Source organism: Sorangium sp. So ce448, from assembly GCF_051520915.1.
Lineage (GTDB): Bacteria > Myxococcota_A > Polyangia > Polyangiales > Polyangiaceae > Sorangium > Sorangium cellulosum_B.
Genome location: NZ_CP150343.1, coordinates 10,924,886 through 10,944,053, shown reverse-complemented (window position 1 = coordinate 10,944,053; position 19,168 = coordinate 10,924,886). Strand labels below are relative to the sequence as shown.

Annotated in this window: 17 protein-coding genes and 2 pseudogenes; 9 read left to right on the top strand and 10 right to left on the bottom strand. The window is 67.9% G+C overall.

What is annotated here, in order from left to right:
* Positions 1-16: 16 nt before the first annotated feature.
* Positions 17-430, bottom strand: coding sequence for a helix-turn-helix domain-containing protein (locus tag WMF45_RS41310; protein WP_437711714.1), 414 nt, complete (start codon positions 428-430; stop codon positions 17-19).
* Between the two features lie 126 nt (positions 431-556).
* On the opposite strand from WMF45_RS41310, the pseudogene WMF45_RS41305 reads away from it, so the two are divergent.
* Positions 557-772, top strand: a pseudogene (locus WMF45_RS41305) (phosphoenolpyruvate carboxykinase domain-containing protein); the annotation flags it as partial.
* A 46-nt stretch (positions 773-818) separates the two neighbouring features.
* Here the strand turns inward: WMF45_RS41305 and WMF45_RS41300 are convergent.
* The 5 genes from WMF45_RS41300 to WMF45_RS41280 all read right to left on the bottom strand — a co-directional run bounded on the left by WMF45_RS41300 (position 819) and on the right by WMF45_RS41280 (position 9,252).
* Positions 819-4,064: an FG-GAP-like repeat-containing protein gene (locus tag WMF45_RS41300; protein WP_437711712.1), complete on the bottom strand. Its 3,246-nt coding sequence runs from the start codon at positions 4,062-4,064 to the stop codon at positions 819-821.
* A 562-nt stretch (positions 4,065-4,626) separates the two neighbouring features.
* On the bottom strand, positions 4,627-5,448 hold the full coding sequence (locus tag WMF45_RS41295; RefSeq protein ID WP_437711710.1) for an ExeA family protein: 822 nt from the start codon (positions 5,446-5,448) through the stop codon (positions 4,627-4,629).
* The gene (locus WMF45_RS41290; protein ID WP_437711708.1) at positions 5,435-6,826 is read right to left on the bottom strand and encodes a DDE-type integrase/transposase/recombinase; all 1,392 of its coding nucleotides are present in this window, start codon (positions 6,824-6,826) and stop codon (positions 5,435-5,437) included. The genes WMF45_RS41295 and WMF45_RS41290 overlap by 14 nt, the downstream gene beginning before the upstream one ends.
* A gap of 123 nt (positions 6,827-6,949) precedes the next feature.
* Complete coding sequence (locus WMF45_RS41285; RefSeq protein WP_437711706.1) at positions 6,950-7,507, bottom strand: DUF6431 domain-containing protein; 558 nt, start codon at positions 7,505-7,507, stop codon at positions 6,950-6,952.
* 668 nt (positions 7,508-8,175) lie between these two features.
* A complete protein-coding gene (locus tag WMF45_RS41280) occupies positions 8,176-9,252 on the bottom strand; it encodes a WYL domain-containing protein (protein WP_437711704.1) in 1,077 nt (358 codons plus the stop codon).
* A gap of 514 nt (positions 9,253-9,766) precedes the next feature.
* On the opposite strand from WMF45_RS41280, the gene WMF45_RS41275 reads away from it, so the two are divergent.
* Positions 9,767-10,189 (top strand): HNH endonuclease, encoded by a 423-nt coding sequence (locus WMF45_RS41275; protein ID WP_437711702.1) that lies wholly within the window; start codon positions 9,767-9,769, stop codon positions 10,187-10,189.
* A gap of 706 nt (positions 10,190-10,895) precedes the next feature.
* Here WMF45_RS41275 and WMF45_RS41270 read toward each other — a convergent pair.
* A complete protein-coding gene (locus WMF45_RS41270; RefSeq protein WP_437711700.1) occupies positions 10,896-11,150 on the bottom strand; it encodes a hypothetical protein in 255 nt (84 codons plus the stop codon).
* Between the two features lie 422 nt (positions 11,151-11,572).
* On the opposite strand from WMF45_RS41270, the gene WMF45_RS41265 reads away from it, so the two are divergent.
* From WMF45_RS41265 to WMF45_RS41255, 3 genes are all read left to right on the top strand, one after another.
* Positions 11,573-11,797 carry an addiction module protein gene (locus WMF45_RS41265; RefSeq protein ID WP_437711698.1) on the top strand — a complete coding sequence of 75 codons (225 nt, stop codon included), beginning with the start codon at positions 11,573-11,575 and terminating at the stop codon, positions 11,795-11,797.
* A gap of 445 nt (positions 11,798-12,242) precedes the next feature.
* Complete coding sequence (locus tag WMF45_RS41260; RefSeq protein WP_437711696.1) at positions 12,243-12,731, top strand: nucleotidyltransferase; 489 nt, start codon at positions 12,243-12,245, stop codon at positions 12,729-12,731.
* Positions 12,732-12,989: 258 nt separating this feature from the next.
* Complete coding sequence (locus WMF45_RS41255; RefSeq protein WP_437711694.1) at positions 12,990-13,241, top strand: hypothetical protein; 252 nt, start codon at positions 12,990-12,992, stop codon at positions 13,239-13,241.
* Between the two features lie 468 nt (positions 13,242-13,709).
* Here WMF45_RS41255 and WMF45_RS41250 read toward each other — a convergent pair.
* From WMF45_RS41250 to WMF45_RS41240, 3 genes and pseudogenes are all read right to left on the bottom strand, one after another.
* Positions 13,710-13,875 (bottom strand): annotated as a pseudogene (locus WMF45_RS41250) (GFA family protein); the annotation flags it as partial.
* 57 nt (positions 13,876-13,932) lie between these two features.
* Complete coding sequence (locus WMF45_RS41245; RefSeq protein WP_437711692.1) at positions 13,933-14,637, bottom strand: NADPH-dependent F420 reductase; 705 nt, start codon at positions 14,635-14,637, stop codon at positions 13,933-13,935.
* 427 nt (positions 14,638-15,064) lie between these two features.
* Positions 15,065-15,871 (bottom strand): SDR family oxidoreductase, encoded by an 807-nt coding sequence (locus WMF45_RS41240; protein WP_437719631.1) that lies wholly within the window; start codon positions 15,869-15,871, stop codon positions 15,065-15,067.
* A 147-nt stretch (positions 15,872-16,018) separates the two neighbouring features.
* On the opposite strand from WMF45_RS41240, the gene WMF45_RS41235 reads away from it, so the two are divergent.
* The 4 genes from WMF45_RS41235 to WMF45_RS41220 all read left to right on the top strand — a co-directional run bounded on the left by WMF45_RS41235 (position 16,019) and on the right by WMF45_RS41220 (position 19,059).
* Positions 16,019-16,438, top strand: coding sequence for a winged helix-turn-helix transcriptional regulator (locus WMF45_RS41235; protein ID WP_437711690.1), 420 nt, complete (start codon positions 16,019-16,021; stop codon positions 16,436-16,438).
* A gap of 96 nt (positions 16,439-16,534) precedes the next feature.
* Positions 16,535-17,155 (top strand): glutathione S-transferase family protein, encoded by a 621-nt coding sequence (locus WMF45_RS41230; RefSeq protein WP_437711688.1) that lies wholly within the window; start codon positions 16,535-16,537, stop codon positions 17,153-17,155.
* 179 nt (positions 17,156-17,334) lie between these two features.
* Positions 17,335-18,342, top strand: a complete 1,008-nt coding sequence (locus WMF45_RS41225; RefSeq protein ID WP_437711686.1) for a GlxA family transcriptional regulator — start codon at positions 17,335-17,337, stop codon at positions 18,340-18,342.
* An 81-nt stretch (positions 18,343-18,423) separates the two neighbouring features.
* Positions 18,424-19,059: an HD domain-containing protein gene (locus WMF45_RS41220; RefSeq protein WP_437711684.1), complete on the top strand. Its 636-nt coding sequence runs from the start codon at positions 18,424-18,426 to the stop codon at positions 19,057-19,059.
* Positions 19,060-19,168: the final 109 nt, after the last annotated feature.

Here is a 19,168-nt window from a genome sequence, read left to right as displayed (position 1 = left end):
GCAATCGTCGCGGGGGTCACCGTCCCCTCCGCAACGCTTCGATCGCTTCCACGAGCTCGCGCGCGCCTATCCCGCATACCTGCATCCGCGTCCCATCGGCAAACGCGACGTTGAGCCGCAAAGGCGGCGCCTCGCGGCGCTCCGGGCGCACCACGACGGGTAGGAACGGAATCTGCTGAGCCGCCTTGGGGGCTCTTGGCGACGCATCCTCGTCTGCACGCTCACCGCCAGCCACCCATCGGTCGGCAGTCATCTTGTGGACACCGAGCTCCGTGGCGATCTCGGTCGGTGTTGCCCCCGAGCGCGAGCGCGCCTTGGCGTACGCCTCGGCTCGCTCCCGCAGCTCGCCCGGGAATTTCCCACGGCTCTTCTGCTCTCGATACCTCGACAGCTCTGCACGCAGCTGTACCAGCTCCCTGCTCCCTGGCATCGCTCGCTCCTCTTCGCTCGACGAGGGCACGGCCCTCATCTGGCGTCGCGTAGCGTGTAACCGAATCTGGCCAGGGGAAAGACGCGGTCAGCGGAGCGGCTACGTCGCGCGGGTCGAAGACCGCACGTCTGGTCGTTCGGGAGCGGCCATGGCGGCAATGCGCTGCTCGGCAAGAAGTGCTTCGCGCTGCGCATCGCCTCGGTGCTCGGCCGGGAGCAGGGGTGGCTGGCCGAGCACATGCTGATCCTGGACGTCGAGTCGCCGAAGGGCGAGAAGACGTATGTCGCCGCGGCGTTCCCGAGCTCAGCAGGGTACAGCTATACGGTAGGATGCCTTCCGCCTGGTGCTACGTCGCGGTAATCGCGGGCAGGGCAGGGGCGCAAATCGTTCAGGGCACGCAGGCGAGAGAGCAGCTACAGGTATTGAGCAAGACCGAAATGCTCTTGCCAGAGCTGTTCGCGACAACGAGGTCGAGATCCGAATCACCGTCAAAATCCGCCGCTCGGAGGGAATGCGGCGCCGTACCGACAGCGAAATTCGTGGCCGCGCCAAAGGTGCCGTCACCGTTCCCGAGCAGGATCGAGACGTCGTTCGACTTCTCGTTCGCTATCGCGAAGTCCGTTACCCCATCACCGTTGTAGTCACCCGGCGTCACGAAGTAGGGCGCCGTGCCCGTCGCAAACGACGTCGATGACCCAAAGGTGCCATCGCCATTGCCCAACATCACCTTGACGACATCTTGTTTGTCGATGGCCGTGGCGATGTCCACCCTCCCGTCGCTGTTGAAATCGTGTACCGCGACGCTCCTCGGGTTCGCGCCCACCGCAATCGTCTGCTTGGACGACAGGCTTCCCGTGCCCGAGCCCTGGAAGATCGTGAGGTTGCTCGAGTAGGTATTTGCCGTGGCCGCGTCGATTCGACCGTCGCCGTTGAAGTCTCGAGCCACCACGCTCCGCGGCAGTCCACCGGTCGCGAACGTCGAGGAGCGGGGGAAACTCCCTGTTCCCGTCCCGAAAAAGACGGTGGCATTGTTGTCCCCTCGGTTCGCTGTAATGAAGTCGAGGTGACCATCCTCGTCGAAGTCCGCCGCTACGATGTCCGCAGGGTTCACGTTCGCGGCATGATACGTCGGGGCGCCGAAGGTGCCGTTCCCGTTGCCGAGGAGGACCGCGGCGTTGTTCCCGTCGTAGTTGGCCGTCGCGAGGTCGAGCTTGCCATCCTCGTTGAAATCGGCGACGACCACTTCGCGGGGAACGCCTGTGACGGTAATCGTGCTCGAAGCCGTGAAATTGCCGCTGCCGTTGCCGAGGAAGATCTTGAGGTAGTTGCCACTGTAATTGGCGGTGACGATGTCCACGTCCCCGTCACCGTCGAAATCGCCCAATCGGACCGCCTGCGGGCTATGAGCGCCGGTCGAGATGGTGGTCGCCGCCCCGAAGCTCGGCGCCGCGCACGGCGTAGCGCAGGTGAAGACCGGACCGAGATCCCGCGGGCACAAGGCCGACGAGCCCGTGCACGTCTCCGCGGCATCACACGAATTGGCAGAGGTGTTGCAGACCGTGCCGGCAGAGGCCCAGCCATTGGCTGGACAGGCTGTGCTGACACCGCTGCAGGTCTCCGCCACGTCGCATACGTCGGTCGCCGCCCGGCAGAGCGTCCCGGCGGAGAAGACCGAGCAGACGCCACTCTCCGAGGCGCCGGCCGCGACGCTGCATGCCTGGCAATCGCCGGCGACGTTTCCGCCGCATGCGCTGTTGCAGCAGACGCCGTCGACGCAATAACCGCTGGCGCATTCTGCGCTCTGCGCGCAGGCATCGCCGTCCGCGAAAGCGAACTGCGATTCGAATATGTGAGCTCGGCCGGGCGCATGCCCTGAAGGGCCATCGCCATGCGCGCCGATGACCATGGTGTTCGTGCTCATGGCGACCGAAAAACCGAACATGCGGTTCGCTTCTCCCGCAGATGGGAGGAGCTTCTGCCTCGGCGTCCATGCACCACCGACCTTGTCGAAGATGTATGCCGCACCTGCGCCCGCGGCTTGCTGCGAATTGTTGTAGGCCCCCACCAGCAACGTATCCCCGAGCATCGAAACCGCGGTACCGAAATAGTTGTTGGTGACCCATGCCGTATCCCAGGGAAACAGCTTGCCAGTCTGCGGCCACGCGCCGCCATTGCGATCGAAGACGTAGACTGCGCCGGAAGCATAGCCGAGAGTTTGATCCGCGCTCGCCCCGACCGCCACCGTATCGCCGGACATGGCAATCCCAGTGCCGAAATGGGAGGTTTGGGTCAGATCGGCGGGCAGAAGCTTCTTGGTTTCCGTCCACACGCCGCCAACCTTGTCGAAGATATAAGCCTTTCCGTGAATATAGCCGTAGTCTTGGGCCGTGGGGGCGGCGATGGCGATCGTGTCCCCGTCCGCTGCGAGGTCATGACCGAAACGGTCATAGGTGCCGGGGTCGCTCGCGGACAACCTCGCTTCCTGCGTCCATACCCCGCCGCTCTTGGTGAAAACGTAAACCGCGCCCTTGTTCGCATCCGCGTCAGGGGCACCCACGATCGCCCTGTCCGCCGAGGGCAGCGCCACCGCATAGCCGAAATTCTCGGCTGAAGACAGGTTGACCGGCTGGAACTTCATTTCCTGCGTCCATGTTCCCCCGCTCCGCACGAAAATGTAGGCGGCTCCGACCGAAATTCCCAGCGGCCTGTCGTACCGAGCTCCGATGAGCGCCGTGTCCCCGCGGAGCCCAACCGACCAGCCGAACTGTGCCTGGGTTGTACTATCGCTCCCCCAAAGCTTCGCTGTCTGCGTCCATGTGCCGCCGACTTTCTCGAACACATAGGCCGCGCCCCTGTTTACTCCGATGCCGTCGCCTCCGATGGCGCCCACGAGCGCCGTCGTGCCGTCGATCGCCACCGAGTAGCCGAGCGCATCGTACATCATGCCGTCGCTCGCCAGCAGGGTGGATTGCTCGACCCATACCAGCGGATCGACGACGATCGGATACGCAGCGGCGGTATCGTCCACGCGGATGGTGATGGCAGAAGGCCCCGTGTCGAGGCGCGCAGGGAGCACCTCGCCCGACGCGTCGCTCACGTGGAGATCCGTGTACCGGAGCGCGACATGGCCCGTCTCGTCGCGCAGATGGACCTCGGTCCCTTCCTTCACGAGCTCGGCGGATAGATTGCCTCCGACGGCGATCTCGATGGTGACTTCGCCTCCGCCGTTTTGGCGGCAGCCTGGCGCTGACGCCAAGGTAAAACCTTGCTCGAGCCCGAGCGGTCCATTGTGATACCATTCAACGACCGGGTCGCTCGAGGCCGTTCCCTCCCGACGATATTCGACTCGGTTTTGTCGAGCATCGGGTTCGGCCACCGGAAGCTGCGTCAGAACATCGGAGCATCCGTAACGTGAAGCTGACATCTGGAAGCTCCACGCGCCCGCACCTTGCTGCGGGGCGACGCGGACGCCCGTGTTCGTGAACTCCGATAGAAACCTTTGGGCCTGGTTCGGCGCCTCGAGCGCACCTCCCCTGACGATCTGGTATTCCGGCGGAGCCTCCCGCTGAACCGCAGCGATGTACGCCGCGCGCAGATCCGAAGGCATCCGATCCGATCCCGTCGCAGGCTGCATCCCTCGGCCATCCTGCCCCCGAGGCGCCTCGACCCCCGACGGAAAATCATCCGAGCTGCAAGCTGCAACGGCTACCGTCACACACAACGGCGCGCAGAGTCCCATCCATTTGCGGCGCATCCTTGCCTACCCTTCTGTACCCGCTCAGCGACCGCGACAAGGCCGCACTCGGGCACGCTATGGTCGACTACAGAAAGAGGATACATGGATGAGCGGGGGCCACAAGCGTCGCCGCCGCTGCCGGTGGAGCTGCTGCTGCTGGAGCTGCCGGCACCGCCAGCGCCGTCGACACCAGCGCCGCCGGAGCCCTCAGCGCCGCCGCTGCCAGCTGTTACCGAGCCGACTGGCTAATGGCGCTGCGCCCCGCCTGGATGATGGCCATCTCGTGGCCGCTCGGTAGGGTCTCATCTGCGCCGATGGCCATCGCGGGCGTTGCCTCGACGCCGCACGGCGCGATGGGCATCCTGCCGGCCACCGCACGTTGAGGCGAGGCGATGACCATCGTGGACCTGAGGGACTCAGCCCGCGAGGCCGATGAGCCTCGCGGGCTGCACGCCGCCGTTTAGCCGAGCGACGAGGAGAGCGTGAGCGTCTCCGCGACGCGGGCGACCGCGTCGCGGTCGACCAACTTCCGCTTGCGGCGCGCCGATTCCCGCATCGCCGCCGAGGCGAGGCAGTCGATCTCGCGCAGCGAGCCGGACGCGAGCTCATGCAGAGCGGCGAGCGACTCGCGCGAGAAGAGCTCGTGGTCCGCGCCTGCGCCCTTCAGCCGGAAGGCCACGTACTCCGCCGTGTCGTCCACCGTTGCTGGCTCGATCATGAAGCGGTGGTGGATGCGCGTGAGCAGCGAGCGGTGGGAGCGCAGCGCCATGCGGCCCTCGAGTTCCGGAAGGCCAACAAGGATGATCGACAGAAGAGCGCGGCTGTCCCACTCGTGGTTCAAGAGGATATGCAAATGCGCCATCATGTCCGGGTGGAGCAGATGGGCCTCGTCGAGCAGAAACACCGGGTGCACCTGATCTCTGCGCAAGTCGTGGACATGCCGCTCGACGGCGAGGAACAGGTTCGCGGCGCTCGAGGTCGGCTGCAGGCCGAGCGCGTGGCAGAGGTAGCGGTAGAAGTCGCGCCGGCCGAGCGTCGCATTGTGGCAGTAGGTCAGGCGGAATCCGGCCTGGGGTAGCCGATGCCGCAAGGCCCGTAGCACACACGTTTTGCCGACACCCGGCTCACCGACGAGGAGCACGCTGGCGCGCTCAAGGAGCGCGGCTTCGAGATCGTCGACGAGCACCTGCTTCGACGTGGGCAACCACAGCTCGGCATCGTCGAGCTCCTTGGAGAAAGGGGCGGTGCGAAGGCCGAAGAAGCCAAGCTCAGAAGATCGCATCGAGATCCTCCTCTGCGTCGACGTCGTCCGCGCCGGGCGCCAGAGCCGCGTCGCGCGCGCTCTTGACGAGCGGGGCACCGCCCGGGTCGAAGGCGACAGGCTGCCCCGCGGGCGACGCGCCGCTCTGCGTGGCACGGCGCGGAGGCCGCTTCACGTGTGCGTTGTGCACTGGGTCGACGAGGCGAAGCGGGATCCGCTGCCCCTCGATCTCGACGACTGGGGCGAGCGGCTCGTCGAGCAGGCAGTAGGCGACCGTCACGACACGGCCGGCGAGGTAGCCGTGATCGAGCTCGAAGAGCCGACCTCGGACGGAGACGGTCGTGTCGCGGCGCACGCGCCGACGCTGCCGGAGCGTGAGCGCTTCGCGCAGGCGAGCCTCGGAGAGGGGGTCGACCTCGCGCTGCCCGGGCGCGTACACGAGCCCCGGTGCGCGCCCCATCAGACCGGCGTGCGGGGACGGGTGGTAGTGGACGTCGACGAAGGCCTGAATACGAGAGGAGATGTCCTCGAGCGAGGTGATCGAGCCCAGGTGGTCGAGCACGTTTTCTCTAAGCGTCCGCCAGAATCGCTCCATCTTGCCGCGCGCCTGCGGGTCGTAGGGGCGCGCGTGAAGCAGGGTGATCCCGAGGCGCGAGCAGAACAGGCGCAAGGCGTCACCACGGTAGGTAGCGCCGTTGTCCAGATATAGCGCGTTTGGAACGCCGTAGAGCCGGAGGGCGCGGACGAGCAGTCGCAGCATGGTGTCTTCCTTCTCGTCGCTCTCGACCGAGATGACCAGGATGAAGCGCGAAGCATCGTCGAGCAGGGCGTGGATTCGGACGGTGACCCTGCGCCCGGCGAGATGGAGTGTCGGGCCGTGACAGACGTCGCCGTGCCAGAGCGCATCGGGGTGGTCGGCTTGCCACTTGAGCCGAGTCGTCGGCCCCTTGCCGTCGCGCTGCGGGATCTTGTCGAGCCCCTCTTGACGGAAGAGGCGCCGCACGGTCGAGGCGCTGACCGTGGTGCACAGGCGTCCGTCGGCGCGCAGCGTGCGTAGGATGAGCGGCACCGAGGCATCCGGGTGCTCCCGCCGGATGTCGCACAAGAGCTGCCGCAGCACGGGGTCGAGCTCGCGGCCGCGCCCGCGGTCGCGACGGGCGCGAGGGCGGAGACCTTCGAGCCCCCGCCGGCGGTAGGCATAGAGCCAGCGCTCGAGCGTCGGTATCGAGAAGGAGCGCGTGCACGCGCTCCCGGGCGGGCGCAGGCGCTCCCGCGAGAGGCTGCGTAGCGCTTCGGCGAGGTCGCCGTGATCGAGATCACGAGCGCAGATCTGCCCGATGACACCGTGGCGGAAAATGGCGATCTCCTCGGCGTGATCTTTGGGTTTGAGGATGTCCATGAACGGTCCTTTCCACGGGTGCGTTTCGACGCCCCGTGTGGATCCCGTGCCTCATCTGCCTCCCGCCGTGCCCGATCCTGTGTGGTGGAGTCGCCGGAGCTCGCGTTTGCCTGCGGATGGGCATCACGCTGCGAGCGCGGCGCCGCGGAACGCGAGGTGAGCGGCACCCTCACCCGCGCTTCCCCGAGGGGACAACGCGACGAGCTGCATCGCCGTCCGCTCGGCAACCTGCACGCGGGTGCTCTCCGCGCCATGGCGCCCGAGCCGGGGGAACAGCTGTCCGCGGCGACTGGTCTCGATCCATCGCGACGGCGCGAGCCACCGCTCGGCCGCCGCGACGCCCAGGATCGTGGAGCAGCTGACCTCGGCGCGGACGGCCGGCGTGGACGCGCCGTCGAGTCCGATGCGAGCGAGCACCCACCCGATCGCCGCTGCGGAGTAGCGCCGCCGGGGCAGCAGCCCGCGGGGCACCACGACCACGACCGCGCGGCAGGCGCTGCAACGATAGCGCCGAGCTTGCACCGTGACCTGCTGCGGAGCGCCGCCCGCCTCGAGCGGGCCGTACACCTGGCGCTCGCGCAGGCCGTGGCCGCGCATCACCAGCGGGCCGTCGACGGGACGGCCGGCCGCGTCGCAGCAGGGACAGCGCGCCGGCCGCAGGTGCTCAACTGCTGGCAGCACCGTCATCCAGCGCTTGATATCAACGTCGGCTTGAACGATCCTGCATGAGCTCCGCTCCTGCACGGTGCTCGGAGCACGACGAGGGGAAGACGGGTCGCCACAACACGCATCCCCTCGTCACCTATTTTGTGGCCGGCCTCGCGCCGATGCTCCGCTCCCTCGGCCCGGCCTTACGTCAACGACAGCGCTGACGTGGTGCAAAGTGCACCGGTAATTTGGGGCGTGGAACCGGAATGCATGGCGACCGAAGCGGCACGGCCTTGAGACCTAAGATTTTGTGAGAATTTTTCGTGGGACTAGGGAATGCACGACGGCGAGCATCGGCCGACGGCGGAGCCGATCCATCCACCCCGGCTCCCTCTCCCTGGTCCGCACCGACTCCATGATGGAGAGGCACAGACCACTCAGGAGATCGTCATCACGAACAGGGATCGAGATCGGGGCGAACTCCACTTCTGGGAGGGCGCGGTAATACGAGGCGCTGAAGCACGTCGATCCACCGCGGGACCGACGCAGGGCACCGCATTGAGGTCAACCCGCACCCACGTGCCGCCTCCGTCGACCGCCTGCGCGCCGGCGGCATCAGCGGGCGATCCCCGCTGCTGTCTGCTCTGACGACGCCTCACCGTGGAGCGCATCGTCTTGGTGCGGATGAACCCGCCTCACGCTTACCGTCGTGTTCGCGGTTTCTGCGGGCGCGAGCGCCTCCGAGAAGGCGACGTCCCAACCGGGGGGGCCGTCCGGGAGACGAGCCCGTGCCCGGCTGCCATCGCAGCGACGCGTCCGGCGATCGCTTTCGCGAGCGATGCGGGCTTCAAGACGCGAGCCTCCTCGCCGAAGCCGAGGATCCAGCTCTCGAGCTCGGGGCATGGTTTCACGTGTAGGCGGACGAGAACGCCGTCCTCGCGAACTTCGATCTTCTGCGTGAGGTGCCAGCGGTGCGCTGCTGCGTATGTGCTCCATCGTGGCGCGAGCAGTACTTCGACGTCGATAGCGTCGGCTTCGGCGCCGATGAAGATGCCGAAGCTGTGCTGGAAGACCTGGTCGGGGTCATAGTCCAAGCGTGGTGGGTACGAGAAGGCGGTCTGGTCGACATCGACGCCCATGATGCGCGAGAAGCGGTACGGGTAGGGTGGCTTGGTGTCAGACCGCCCAATGACGTAGAGCTGGTGGTCGTAGATTGCGAGAGAGAGCGGCATGATCCGGATGTTTTCGCGCTTGCCGCTGAAGTGGCAGTAGTCGATTGTCGCATACCGCGAACGTAGGAGCGCATCGATGACGTCGTCGAGTTCGCCGGCCTTCTCGGCGAGCGCGGCCTCACCACCTCGGCGCACAAAGATGAACTTGCGATCGACATCTCGAAATTTCTTGCCCTTCTTGGCGCGATCCAGGACGAACGCGAGCGCGTCGCGCATTCCGCGCTCGTAGCTGGAGCCATCGAAGATGCTCGCGAGGCTCGTGCCGAGGCAGGCCGCAATGACCGCGGCATCCTTCGGAGCAGGCGACCCTGAGAGGAGTTTCTGCGGGTCGAAGCGCAGCACCTTGCGTTTACCCTCTTTGACTGCGCTGACGCCCCGAACCTTCGTGAGCAGGCGGATGTCACGATCCGCCGTCGACGGTTCTACCTTGCCGAGCTCCGCGATCGACCGTCGATCGTGTTCCTTGCCCTGAAGAAGCCCGTCCAGTACTGCGAGTACACGCTCGAGCGTGCCCTTGCGGCCTTTCTCGTCGCCACGCGCTGTCATGATCGCGGAATGATCTTGTGATCACATAGCGATCACAACAGAAAAATGATCTGCCGTGCCACCACGATCGCGAGGCGATCGTGTGATCGCGTGGCGATCACATCGGGAAATCGTGTAGCATGCTCGGGGCACCCGAGCTTACGGTTCCAAGGCGCGACGACGCGACCCAAGCGCCTCGCTCCAGCGGACCACGTGTGCCGCCACGGGGCGTGTCGAGGATGAGTGACCGAGGTCTCGGCGATCGTGAGGAGGAGCCCGACATGACCGGACCCAAGACCGTGCCCGTGAATCCGCACAAACGATCGCCACCGTCCCCTGTACCGAATCCGCCCGGCGAACGGCACTACCCGAAGCCCGGACCGAAGACCGTCCCCGTCGACCCACATAGACGATCGCCGCCGTCGCCCACCCGGGCACCCAAGAAGTAAGCTTCGACAATGGAGAAGCCTCCCGCGGCTGCCCCCCTCATCGACGGAGGTATCGCGGCGTCCGACTCGAATCCGACGGAGTTACCATGGCGTACAGCATTGAACGGCTGCTAGATATTTTCATCAAAACCGACGGGAATTGCCACATCTGCCACGGTATGCTCACCTTCCAGAACTACGGGCGGCCATACGCACGCGGCGGCTGGGAGGTGGAGCATTCGGTGCCAAGAGCCCGGGGTGGAACGGATCGCCTGAACAACCTCCTCCCGGCCCACGTCTCGTGTAACCGGCGGAAGCGCGACGGCTCGACGTGGCAGGCTCGAGCCCTCCACGGAAAGACGCGGGCTCCGTACTCGCGTGAGAAGAAAGCTCAGATTCGTGGCAACAACACCGTTCAGGGGCTCACGGCCGGTGCTGTGGCTGGAGGTTTGGTAGCGGGGCCGGCCGGTGTCCTTGTTGGGGCTGTTGTCGGTGGCCTTTTTGGTCATTCCGTGAGGGTGCCGAAGTAGGCCGGTACGGTGTTCCAGTCTGACTGGCGCTGCCGCTACGACTGCGGGCCCAGGACGGCCGGTCAAGGAGGGGCACCGCGGTCGGCGCCGGCTGCGCCCTCGCAGCTACACGAGGCCCAGCGCGCTCACCGAGCCGACATGCCTCTTCCGAGAGCCGTGCTGCCCTAAGCCACGGTAGCCTGCCACGCCTTCCTCCTTCTCCGCCCCGAGCTGCGCGAGATCCTGTCGCTCGCCGCCACCGGCCTTTCCTTGCACGAGATCGCCGCCTCCGTCTCGCTCCCGCGCCCCACGGTCGCCACCCGCCTTCGTCTCGCGCGCCGCCTCCTCGCCCGCGCCCTGACCCGCTCTCGGGGATCGCCCCGATGAGCCCGACGAGCCGCTTCCCCGCCGACGCCCCCGCCGAGACGGCGACCGAGCGGCGGATCGCGACCGATGCCGCCCTCCTCGAGATGGTGCTTCGGATCCACAGGGCGGACGTCGTACACACTCCGGACCCGACGGACGACTTGCAACGCCTGCTCCGGGCTCGCTCGCGCCGGCTTCGGCAGGCGGGTGAGCACGGACCAGAGCTCTGCGAGGGCGTGCCAGGTGGCCAGGCCGCTTACCCGTCCCTCGGCCACCGCGCCGATCCAGATGACGGCGCGACCGTGGAGCGGATGCGCCCGGTGCAGTCCGGCGACGAGCACGCTCGTATCGAAGGCGAGTTTCACGAGTCTCTCTGGATCCGGTTTGCTCGTGCATCGCGATCGGGGCGATGGTCGAACACCTCGGCCGGCATGGTGGCGTCAGCGTCGACGAGCAGCAGGCCGTGCCGCTCGGTCAAGGTGACGCCCTCACGTCGAGCTGGATGATCTGCAGCAGGGACGTCGCTGGCGGCCTCGTGCGCGACCAGCTCGATCACGCGAAGCCGATCGGTGACAGGGAGGGCGCGGATGGCGGCGACGATCTGCTCGACGGTCATGCCCGGCACGATGCCATCCCCGCAGCTAGGAAGGAAGTCGAGGATCGGTTGCAGATGTGTTGAACAGGCGGAACGAGCGCGGCTGCGTCCTCGACGAGCAACGCGGCCATGTCGTCCAGGATATCCGCAACCACGGGCAGCTCCTTGAGCTCCTTGCGCAGCTGCCTGTCTGCTCGGGCTTGAGCGGCGAACTCGTCACGCCCAGCATGTCGGCCACCTCGCGGGTGCTCGGCGGCATGGCAGACCTGTTGGCAGCGGCAGAGGCGCTGCCGCACGCGTGGCTTGGCTGGCCCGAGCTCGGCCAGGTCGCTCCATGCCTGCGCCACGCCAGTCGACGTCGGCCATCGCCGTCGCCGCGGTATCTCCTCGCCGATGGGGGAGCGCGCCTGGGCAGCCTCCGAGCCGCGCGGTACAATCCCCCCGTGAACCTTCCCGAGCTGGAAGCCGAAGCCCTGAAGCTGCCCGTCGCGGAGCGCGCACGTCTGGCAGAGACGCTTCTGGAAAGCCTGGATGAGCTCTCCGAGGAGGAGCACAGGCGCCTCTGGACCGAGGAAGCGACGCGTCGGGACGCAGAGCTCGACGCAGCTCCGTCCCGGGGGCGACCGGCCGAGGACGTCTTTCGTGACGCCCGCGCGCGGCTCCCGTGACGCTCCCGGTCATCGTTCACGACCGGGCTGAGGTCGAGCTGAACGAGGCCAGCCTCCGGCATCGGCGGCTCAGGCTGACGGATAGCGCACGCCCCCATCGGGTCCGGCCTGGTGGATGCCCATCGCGGAAGTCTCTGGTCACGACACCGGGCAGGATCCGCGCAATGACGGCCGGCGAGACGCCTGGCGCCGTATGCCTGGATGGCGTGGAGTGCGGCACAGCCCGCCGCGATGCCGGGGCTCGTCCGTCGCATCCGTGCGTGATACGCTCCACCCAAGATGGTCGATCCTGAAGCGGCACCTCCGGTCTACAATGAGGACGGCGTCGACCTCACGCTCATCCGCTGGATGCTAAGCCTCACGCCAGCGGATCGGGTCGCCACCCTCCAGGCCCACATCGACTTCGTCACGCTCGCCCGTGAGAGCAGGCGCGCGCGAGAACCGCATGCCCGGTCCGACGAAGATCGCTGAACTCCTCGGGGTGCTCGCCCGGCATCGAGTCGACTTCATCGTCGTCGGTGGCGTCGCCGCCGTGATCCAGGGAGCCCCCGTCAACACGTTCGATCTGGACGTCGTACACGCTCGCACGCCCGACAATATCGAACGGCTGCTCGGTGCGCTGCGTGAGCTCGATGCCGTCTACCGGATAGATCTCCAGAGGAGGCTTTCACCAACCGCCTCTCATCTGGCCTCCACTGGGCACCAGCTGCTGGCGACCAACATGGGAACGCTGGACCTGCTGGGCACAATCGAGGAAGGGACATCGTACGACGAACTCTTGGCCGACAGCGAGGGCCTGGATCTCGGTGGGATCTCGATACGTGTCATCACGCTCGAACGGCTCATCGTGATCAAGGAGAAGCTCACCCGACCCAAGGATCAGCTCATGCTCCAGGTGCTCCGTGCGACGCTCGACGAACGGAGACGGACCTGAGCACGGCTGCCATTGGCATCTCTCGCGTCCCTTGTGCACGAGGAGCTCTGGATCGCGGCGCTCGACGCCCGCGGCCGGGTCCGTGAGACGTGCAGGGTGGGTGGGAGGTCGGCTCCGCTGGCTCTGGCAAGGAGCTCGGATGTCGGCCGGGAGCGAGCGTCGAGCGAGGGAAGGCACCCTGCCGGAACGACACCTCGCCTCGCACGGGACCGGCGGCGAGCCCTTCCCGTGCGAGCGATTCTGCTAGACTCATATTGCATGTCGATGGTCGACACCGCGCCGCAAGCGGACGCACGCTACCACGAGCTGCTCCGGCGCATGCCTCCGGAAGAGCGGCTCGAGGCTGCGATGCGGCTGAGCCAGGCGGTCCGTGAGCTCGCTCTCGCGAGCATCCGCGCTCGCCACCCAGGCGCGGACGACCAGGAGCTTCGCGTTCGCCTCACGGTGAGGCTGTACGGGCACGACTGCGCGCGCCGGCTGTTCGGTCACGTGCCGGCCGACGCCGCGTGACGTCATGAGCAGCTCGACGGATGTCGTCTCCGCGTTGCGCGTGGCCGCCGCGCTCGAGAGCCTCGGCTGCGAGTAGTTCATCGGCGGCAGCCTCGCGAGCTCCCTCCAAGGTGAGCCGCGCGCGACGAACGATATCGATCTGGTCGTCGCCATGATGCCCCGTCATGCGCGCGTTCGCGGAGCTGCTCGGCCCGGACTTCGAGGTGGATCAAGACGTGCTTCGCGACGCCCTGACCCGCGGAAGCTGAGCGAACATCTTCTACCTGCCGATGGTGACGAAGATCGATATCTTGGCTCTCGGGCCGAGCCCCTACGATGAGGTCGAGTTCAGTCGCCGGCGAAAGTCAAGGTCCGCGCCAGCGGAGAGGAGCTGGTTGTCAAGGCTCCGGAAGATACCATCCTCCGGAAGCATGAAGGCTTCCCAGACAGTGAGGGCACGTTCCCGCACCCCACCGTTCGTGCGACCTGCTCTTCAAAGCGACCCGTGGCGTCACGATCGCGGTCGTATCGTCTCATGAGTGGAAACGGCGGCAACCAGGACTCGCGACGAACGATCCCAGCTTTCGTAGGTTGGCATCCGTTGATCTGGGGCATCCAGGGATCCTGGGTTCACTTCGATCTCGTCTGCCAATCTGAGGATGCTGTGTCCTCGAGGCAGCCGCTGCGACCGACGATTCCGCTTGCGCTCGGATCAGCTCGGGCTCTGTGGCGCGATGAGCGATCGCAGCCAGTCGTCCGAGGCCTTGCGGTACTCGGGGATGCGGCTCCGTTCGGCCGCGGCGAGCGCCTCCTTCAGCCGAGGCGCGTCGAGGTCGTGGATGTAGCAGGGGGTACCCGGCTGCTGGCGCCACGAGTCCTCGAGGCCGCCCGCGTCGACCGCATCGAAGCCGAGCTCGTCGGCGAGGCGCATGACCTTCGCCCGCGCTTCCGGCGGATCCCCCGCGATCGGGAGCGCGACGCGCCCCGGCGTGCCCTTCGGCTTGCCCTTCGCGAGCAGGCTCTCGAAGTAGATGCTGTTGAACGCCTTGACCACCGGCCGCCCGATCTGCTCGGCGACCCACGCGCTCTCGACCTGCCCCGCCTCGATGGCCGGGATGCTGCCGTCTCGGACCGGGTAGTAGTTGTTGGTGTCGATCACGACCACGCCGGCGGGCACGCCGGCGAAGAGATCCTTCGGCAGGTCCACGACTGCGCGCTGGGGGATCGTGACGACCACGATCTCGCCGCCGCGCGCGGCTTCCGCGGCCGAGACGGGGGTGGCGCCGGTCTCGGCGGCAAGCTCGCGGAGCGTGTCCGGCCCGCGCGAGTTCGCGATCACGACCTGGTGACCGAGCTTCCCCAACAGCTTCGCCAGCGACCCGCCGATCGAGCCGGCGCCGATGATTCCGATCTGCATTCGTCACTCCTTCGAGCCGAGCCGCCCGCGATCGAGCGCGGACGCCGGCGGTCCAGGTGCATCGTCTGACGCAGACGGGCGATCGCTCGCGCCGTTCACGTCGGGGATGGGCTGTACCACGACCAGCCGCCCTCGGCCCGCGCAGGAGAACGCTGCCCCAGGACGAGCTTGCCCTCGGGGTATGACGACCTGGCCCTTAGGGTAGGGCGACCTCGTTCACGAGCAGCAAGGCGTCGTCCACGGCCAGCGCGACATCGTCCCGGGGATGGGATGAGGGAGCAGCAAGTTCAAACGTCCGCCCGCGCAACGCCTGAGTTGAGCCGTGCCGCGAAGCGGCGTCGGCTTGAACGATCTGTCAGCTATCACTCCATAGGTCGGCGGATGGTGGTTTTCCACTTGTTGTGCCGAGTGGGGCCGGTGTTTGCCGTCAAACGGTGGGCACAGTGCCCCCGTCGATCAGGTACTCGCTCCCATGGATGGACGCCGCCCTGTCGGAGGCAAGGAATGCGACGAGCTCCGCGACCTCTTCGGGCCATGCGGGACGCCCGAGGGGGATACCACCGAGCGCGTTCATGATGCCCTGCCGGGCCGTGTCTTCATCCGTACCGGCGTCGTCGGCAAGGCGCTTCACGAAGGCCTCGGCTGCCGTCGTGCGGATCCATCCCGGGGCGATCGAGTTCACGCGGACGCCCTTCGGTCCCAGCTCCTTGGAGAGCGCCTTGCTGTACGTGGACAGCGCGGCTTTCGCCGACGCGTACCCGATCGTCGCGTCGTGGAGAGGGAGCCGGCGCTGGATGGACGAAACGTGGAGGACGACCCCCGCGCCTCGCGCGATCATGTGCGGGAGGAGCGCGCGATCGAGACGCACGGCGGCCATGAGGTTGAGCGACAGCTCGTCGTGCCAGATGTCCTCGGTGAGCAACGCGAAGCCGCCGGACGGCGCAGAGGAGCCGCCGACGGAGTGGACCAGGATGTCGATCCCGCCAAGCTCGCCCAGGACCGCGCGGACGACGGCGTCCACCCCTGCCACCGTGGCGAGGTCGGCCTGTACGAAGACGTTCGGCGACTGGCCTGCCGGGAGCGCAGAGCGCGCCGTGGTCACCGTCACGGCGCCCGCCGCGCCGAGGCGGCGGACGATGGCCTCGCCCGCCCCCTTGGTGCCGCCTGTGACGAGCACGCGCTTGCCGGCGAACTCCTCGGGATCGATCGAGAATCGTCGGGAGTAGGCGGGCATGGCATCGACGCTCCGCGCGTTCTGCGCGGCGACGTCCCCTGCGAGCGGTTCAGGTACTTGCATGGGCGGTGATTCCTCCTGAGGGACGATGACTCGGGGCCCGGCGCGTGGGCCCTCTCGCGCGCAAAGTTGGGCTAGGCTCATCGGGTGGCAAGAACGCACGAAAAGGTGGGGTACGCACCTGAAGGTGAGTACGACGAGCCGGCGACTCCCGAGATCGCCGCCGAGCGTGTCGAGCAGGCCCTCGAGCTCCTCAAGGGGCGCTGGAAGCTGGTGATCCTCTTCCGCCTCTTCGGAGGGAAGGTGCAGCGCTTCTCGGAGCTCGAGCGCGCCATCCCTGGCATCTCGCAGAAGATGCTGATCCAGCAGCTCCGGCAGATGGAGAGCGACGGGATGATCTGGCGCGTCACGCACCCCGAGGTGCCGCCCCGGGTCGAGTACGGGCTCACCGAGTGGGGACAAGCGCTCTGCCCGGCGCTGGACACGCTGCTGCGATGGGCAGCCAAGCGCGGCGCGTCCTCTCCCGTTTCCCCCAACCTCGGTCGGGTCACGGCGCCTCGGGCGTGACGTCCTCCAGGTCGAGCGCCGTCCACCGAGACCGAGCTCGTGCGCGACGAACGAAGCCCCCTTGCGGTTCGCGTGCGGCGGAGTTCTGCTCGCCGCATGTCCGACCTAAAATTCTATTACGCCCCCATGACGAGCGCAGACCGGGTGCACTGGGCGCTCGAGGAGCTCGGTGTCTCCTACGAGAAGGTCAAGCTCGACCTCGCGGCGGGAGATCAGCGCAAGCCCGAGTACCTCGCGCTCAACCCGAACGGCAAGGTCCCGCTGCTGGTCGTGGAGGGGAAGCCCATCTTCGAGGGGCTCGCGATCCTGCTCTACCTCGGCGAGCGCTTCGGCGTGGACAAGGGCCTCTTCCCGCCGCTCAGCGCCGATCGCGCCGAGGCGTTCAAGTGGATGGCCTGGGGCAATGTCACGCTGTTCGAGGCGACGACGCGGCTCCTGCGCAACACCCTGGACCGCTTCCCCGCCGACGAGCGCAACCCCAAGGTCGCCGAGGGCGCGAAGCAGGACCTCACGAACGGGGTCGAGATCCTCGACCGCGCGCTCGAGGGCAAGGAGTACCTCGTGGGCAACCAGTTCTCGCTCGCCGACCTGTCGCTCGTGACGGCGCTGCCGTTCCTGGCCCGTTTCGGCGTGGACCTCTCGCCTTTCGCGAACGTGAACGCGTGGATCGCCCGCTGCACGAGCCGGCCTGCGGCCAAGCGGGTCAGGCCGGGCTGACGTCTCCGCCCTCGCCCTGACTCCTGCGGAGATCACCAGGAAAGCCGGGCCGCCGAGCAGCGCCCGGCCGGCGATGGGCACGGCGGGAGCGTCGCGGCGCGGGCGGCGGCGAGTTCGAGCGCATTCCCGCTCTGCCGCGCTCCCGCCTGGCCCGCCTTGATCTATCTCCCTGTCCCCTCATGCCAGCGAGCTTCACCCAGCCCCGGCTCGTCGTCCTGCTCGCCTTCGAGGGCGTCGCGCTGCTCGATCTCGCCGGGCCTCTCGAGGCCTTCACCGTGGCGACCACCTTGCGCGCGCCGGGCGCGCCTCCGCCTTATCGCGCGATCGTCGCCTCGACGGCCGGCGGGCCGGCGCGCACCACGACCGGGCTCGCGGTCTGTGCCGAGCCGCTCGCGGCGCTCGACGGCGAGGCCATCGACACCCTGATCGTGCCGGGCAGCGGGCCGCCGGAGGCCCCGGCCGTGCCGCCTGATCTCGTCGCCTGGCTCGCCCGCCGCGCGCCGCGCGTGCGCCGCACCTGCGCCGTGTGCACGGGCGCCTTCCTGCTCGCCGCAGCGGGCCTGCTCGACGGTCGCCGCGCGGCGACCCACTGGCGCTCCGCGCCGCTCCTCGCGGAGCGCCACCCGCGCGTCCGCGTCGACGCGGACTCCGTCTACCTGCGCGACGGCTCGATCTGGACCTCGGCCGGCATCTCCGCCGGCATCGACCTCGCCCTCGCGCTCATCGAGGAGGACCTCGGGCACCGCGCGGCGATGGCGGTCGCCCGGCAGCTCGTCGTGTTCCTCAAGCGGCCTGGCGGGCAATCGCAGTTCAGCGCGCCGCTCGCGGCGCAGGCCGCCGAGGGCGGCACCTTCGCCGACCTGCATGCCTGGATGGCGGACCGCCTCGCCGGCGATCTGCGCGTCGAGCGCCTGGCCGCGCAGGCGGGGATGAGCCCGCGCACCTTCGCGCGCGCGTACACCGCCGCGCTCGGGGAGACGCCGGCGAAGGTGGTCGCGGCCATGCGCCTCGAGGCCGCCTGCCAGGCCGTCGCCGGCACGGACCTCCCGCTCAAGCGGATCGCCCACCAGTGCGGCTTCGGCGACGAGCAGAACCTGCGCCGCGCCTTCCTGCGCCGGCTCGGCGTGGGACCGCTCGAGTACCGGGAGCGCTTCTCCGGGAACGCCCGCGCGCGTGGCAGGAAATGACCGCAGTTCGGCGGGGCGCCCCGCCGGCGAGCGCGCACCCTCCTGGCGCTTGGCCTTCGCCGGCAGACAGGAGCCCCCGCCATGACCACAGAGATCGCCGGAATCCACGCCCCTGACACGCGCCTTGCCCAGGACGCGACCGTGCTCGCGCGCGAGGTCTCGGCCCCTTACCTCTTCCACCACGTGATGCGCTCGTACTACTTCGGCGAGCTCGCGGCCCGGCAGCGCGGCATCACCCTCGACCACGAGCTGCTCTACCTCTCCGTGGTGCTTCACGACCTCGGCCTGACCGAGCGCTTCGCCGGCCCCGAGCGCTTCGAGGTCGACGGCGCCAACGCCGCCCGCGCCTTTCTCGTCGACCGCGGCCTACCCCGGGAGAAGGCGTCCCTCGTGTGGGACGCCATCGCGCTGCACACCAGCCTGGGCATCGCCTCGCACAAGGAGCCGGAGGTCGCCGTCGCCCATCTCGGGATCGGGATCGATTACGGCGGCATGGGGCTGGACGCGCTGCCGCGCGGAGCGGTCGAGGAGATCCTGAGGGCCTATCCGCGGCTCGAGATGAAGCAGGAGCTCCGGCGCGCCCTCTGCGGCGTCGTGGAGCGGAAGCCCCACACGACGGCCGGCAATTTCCTCGCGGACTATGGCCGCCGCTACGTGCCCGGTTTTCAGCCCTTCGACGCCAGCGCCCTGCTGGAGGGCGCCCCCTTCGACAGCTGAGCTGGGCGGAGCGCTCATGAAGATCGATGCGTCCTTGCTGCGCTAGCAGCAGGCGCGTGCTGCGCGTGTGCTGCTGGAGCAGCAGGCGGCGGGCCGTGGGCTGGCGCCG

Excerpts from the sequence above, each read along its gene's own strand:
- WMF45_RS41260 (WP_437711696.1), top strand. The coding sequence starts at position 12,243 with ATGCCCGGTCCGACGAAGATCGCTGAACTCCTCGGGGTGCTCGCCCGG.
- WMF45_RS41225 (WP_437711686.1), top strand. The coding sequence starts at position 17,335 with ATGCCAGCGAGCTTCACCCAGCCCCGGCTCGTCGTCCTGCTCGCCTTC.
- WMF45_RS41280 (WP_437711704.1), bottom strand. The coding sequence starts at position 9,252 with ATGACAGCGCGTGGCGACGAGAAAGGCCGCAAGGGCACGCTCGAGCGT.
- WMF45_RS41295 (WP_437711710.1), bottom strand. The coding sequence starts at position 5,448 with ATGCGATCTTCTGAGCTTGGCTTCTTCGGCCTTCGCACCGCCCCTTTC.
- WMF45_RS41240 (WP_437719631.1), bottom strand. The coding sequence starts at position 15,871 with ATGCCCGCCTACTCCCGACGATTCTCGATCGATCCCGAGGAGTTCGCC.
- WMF45_RS41290 (WP_437711708.1), bottom strand. The coding sequence starts at position 6,826 with ATGGACATCCTCAAACCCAAAGATCACGCCGAGGAGATCGCCATTTTC.
- WMF45_RS41220 (WP_437711684.1), top strand. The coding sequence starts at position 18,424 with ATGACCACAGAGATCGCCGGAATCCACGCCCCTGACACGCGCCTTGCC.
- WMF45_RS41270 (WP_437711700.1), bottom strand. The coding sequence starts at position 11,150 with ATGACCGTCGAGCAGATCGTCGCCGCCATCCGCGCCCTCCCTGTCACC.
- WMF45_RS41230 (WP_437711688.1), top strand. The coding sequence starts at position 16,535 with ATGTCCGACCTAAAATTCTATTACGCCCCCATGACGAGCGCAGACCGG.
- WMF45_RS41300 (WP_437711712.1), bottom strand. The coding sequence starts at position 4,064 with ATGCAGCCTGCGACGGGATCGGATCGGATGCCTTCGGATCTGCGCGCG.
- WMF45_RS41255 (WP_437711694.1), top strand. The coding sequence starts at position 12,990 with ATGTCGATGGTCGACACCGCGCCGCAAGCGGACGCACGCTACCACGAG.
- WMF45_RS41245 (WP_437711692.1), bottom strand. The coding sequence starts at position 14,637 with ATGCAGATCGGAATCATCGGCGCCGGCTCGATCGGCGGGTCGCTGGCG.
- WMF45_RS41275 (WP_437711702.1), top strand. The coding sequence starts at position 9,767 with ATGGCGTACAGCATTGAACGGCTGCTAGATATTTTCATCAAAACCGAC.
- WMF45_RS41310 (WP_437711714.1), bottom strand. The coding sequence starts at position 430 with ATGCCAGGGAGCAGGGAGCTGGTACAGCTGCGTGCAGAGCTGTCGAGG.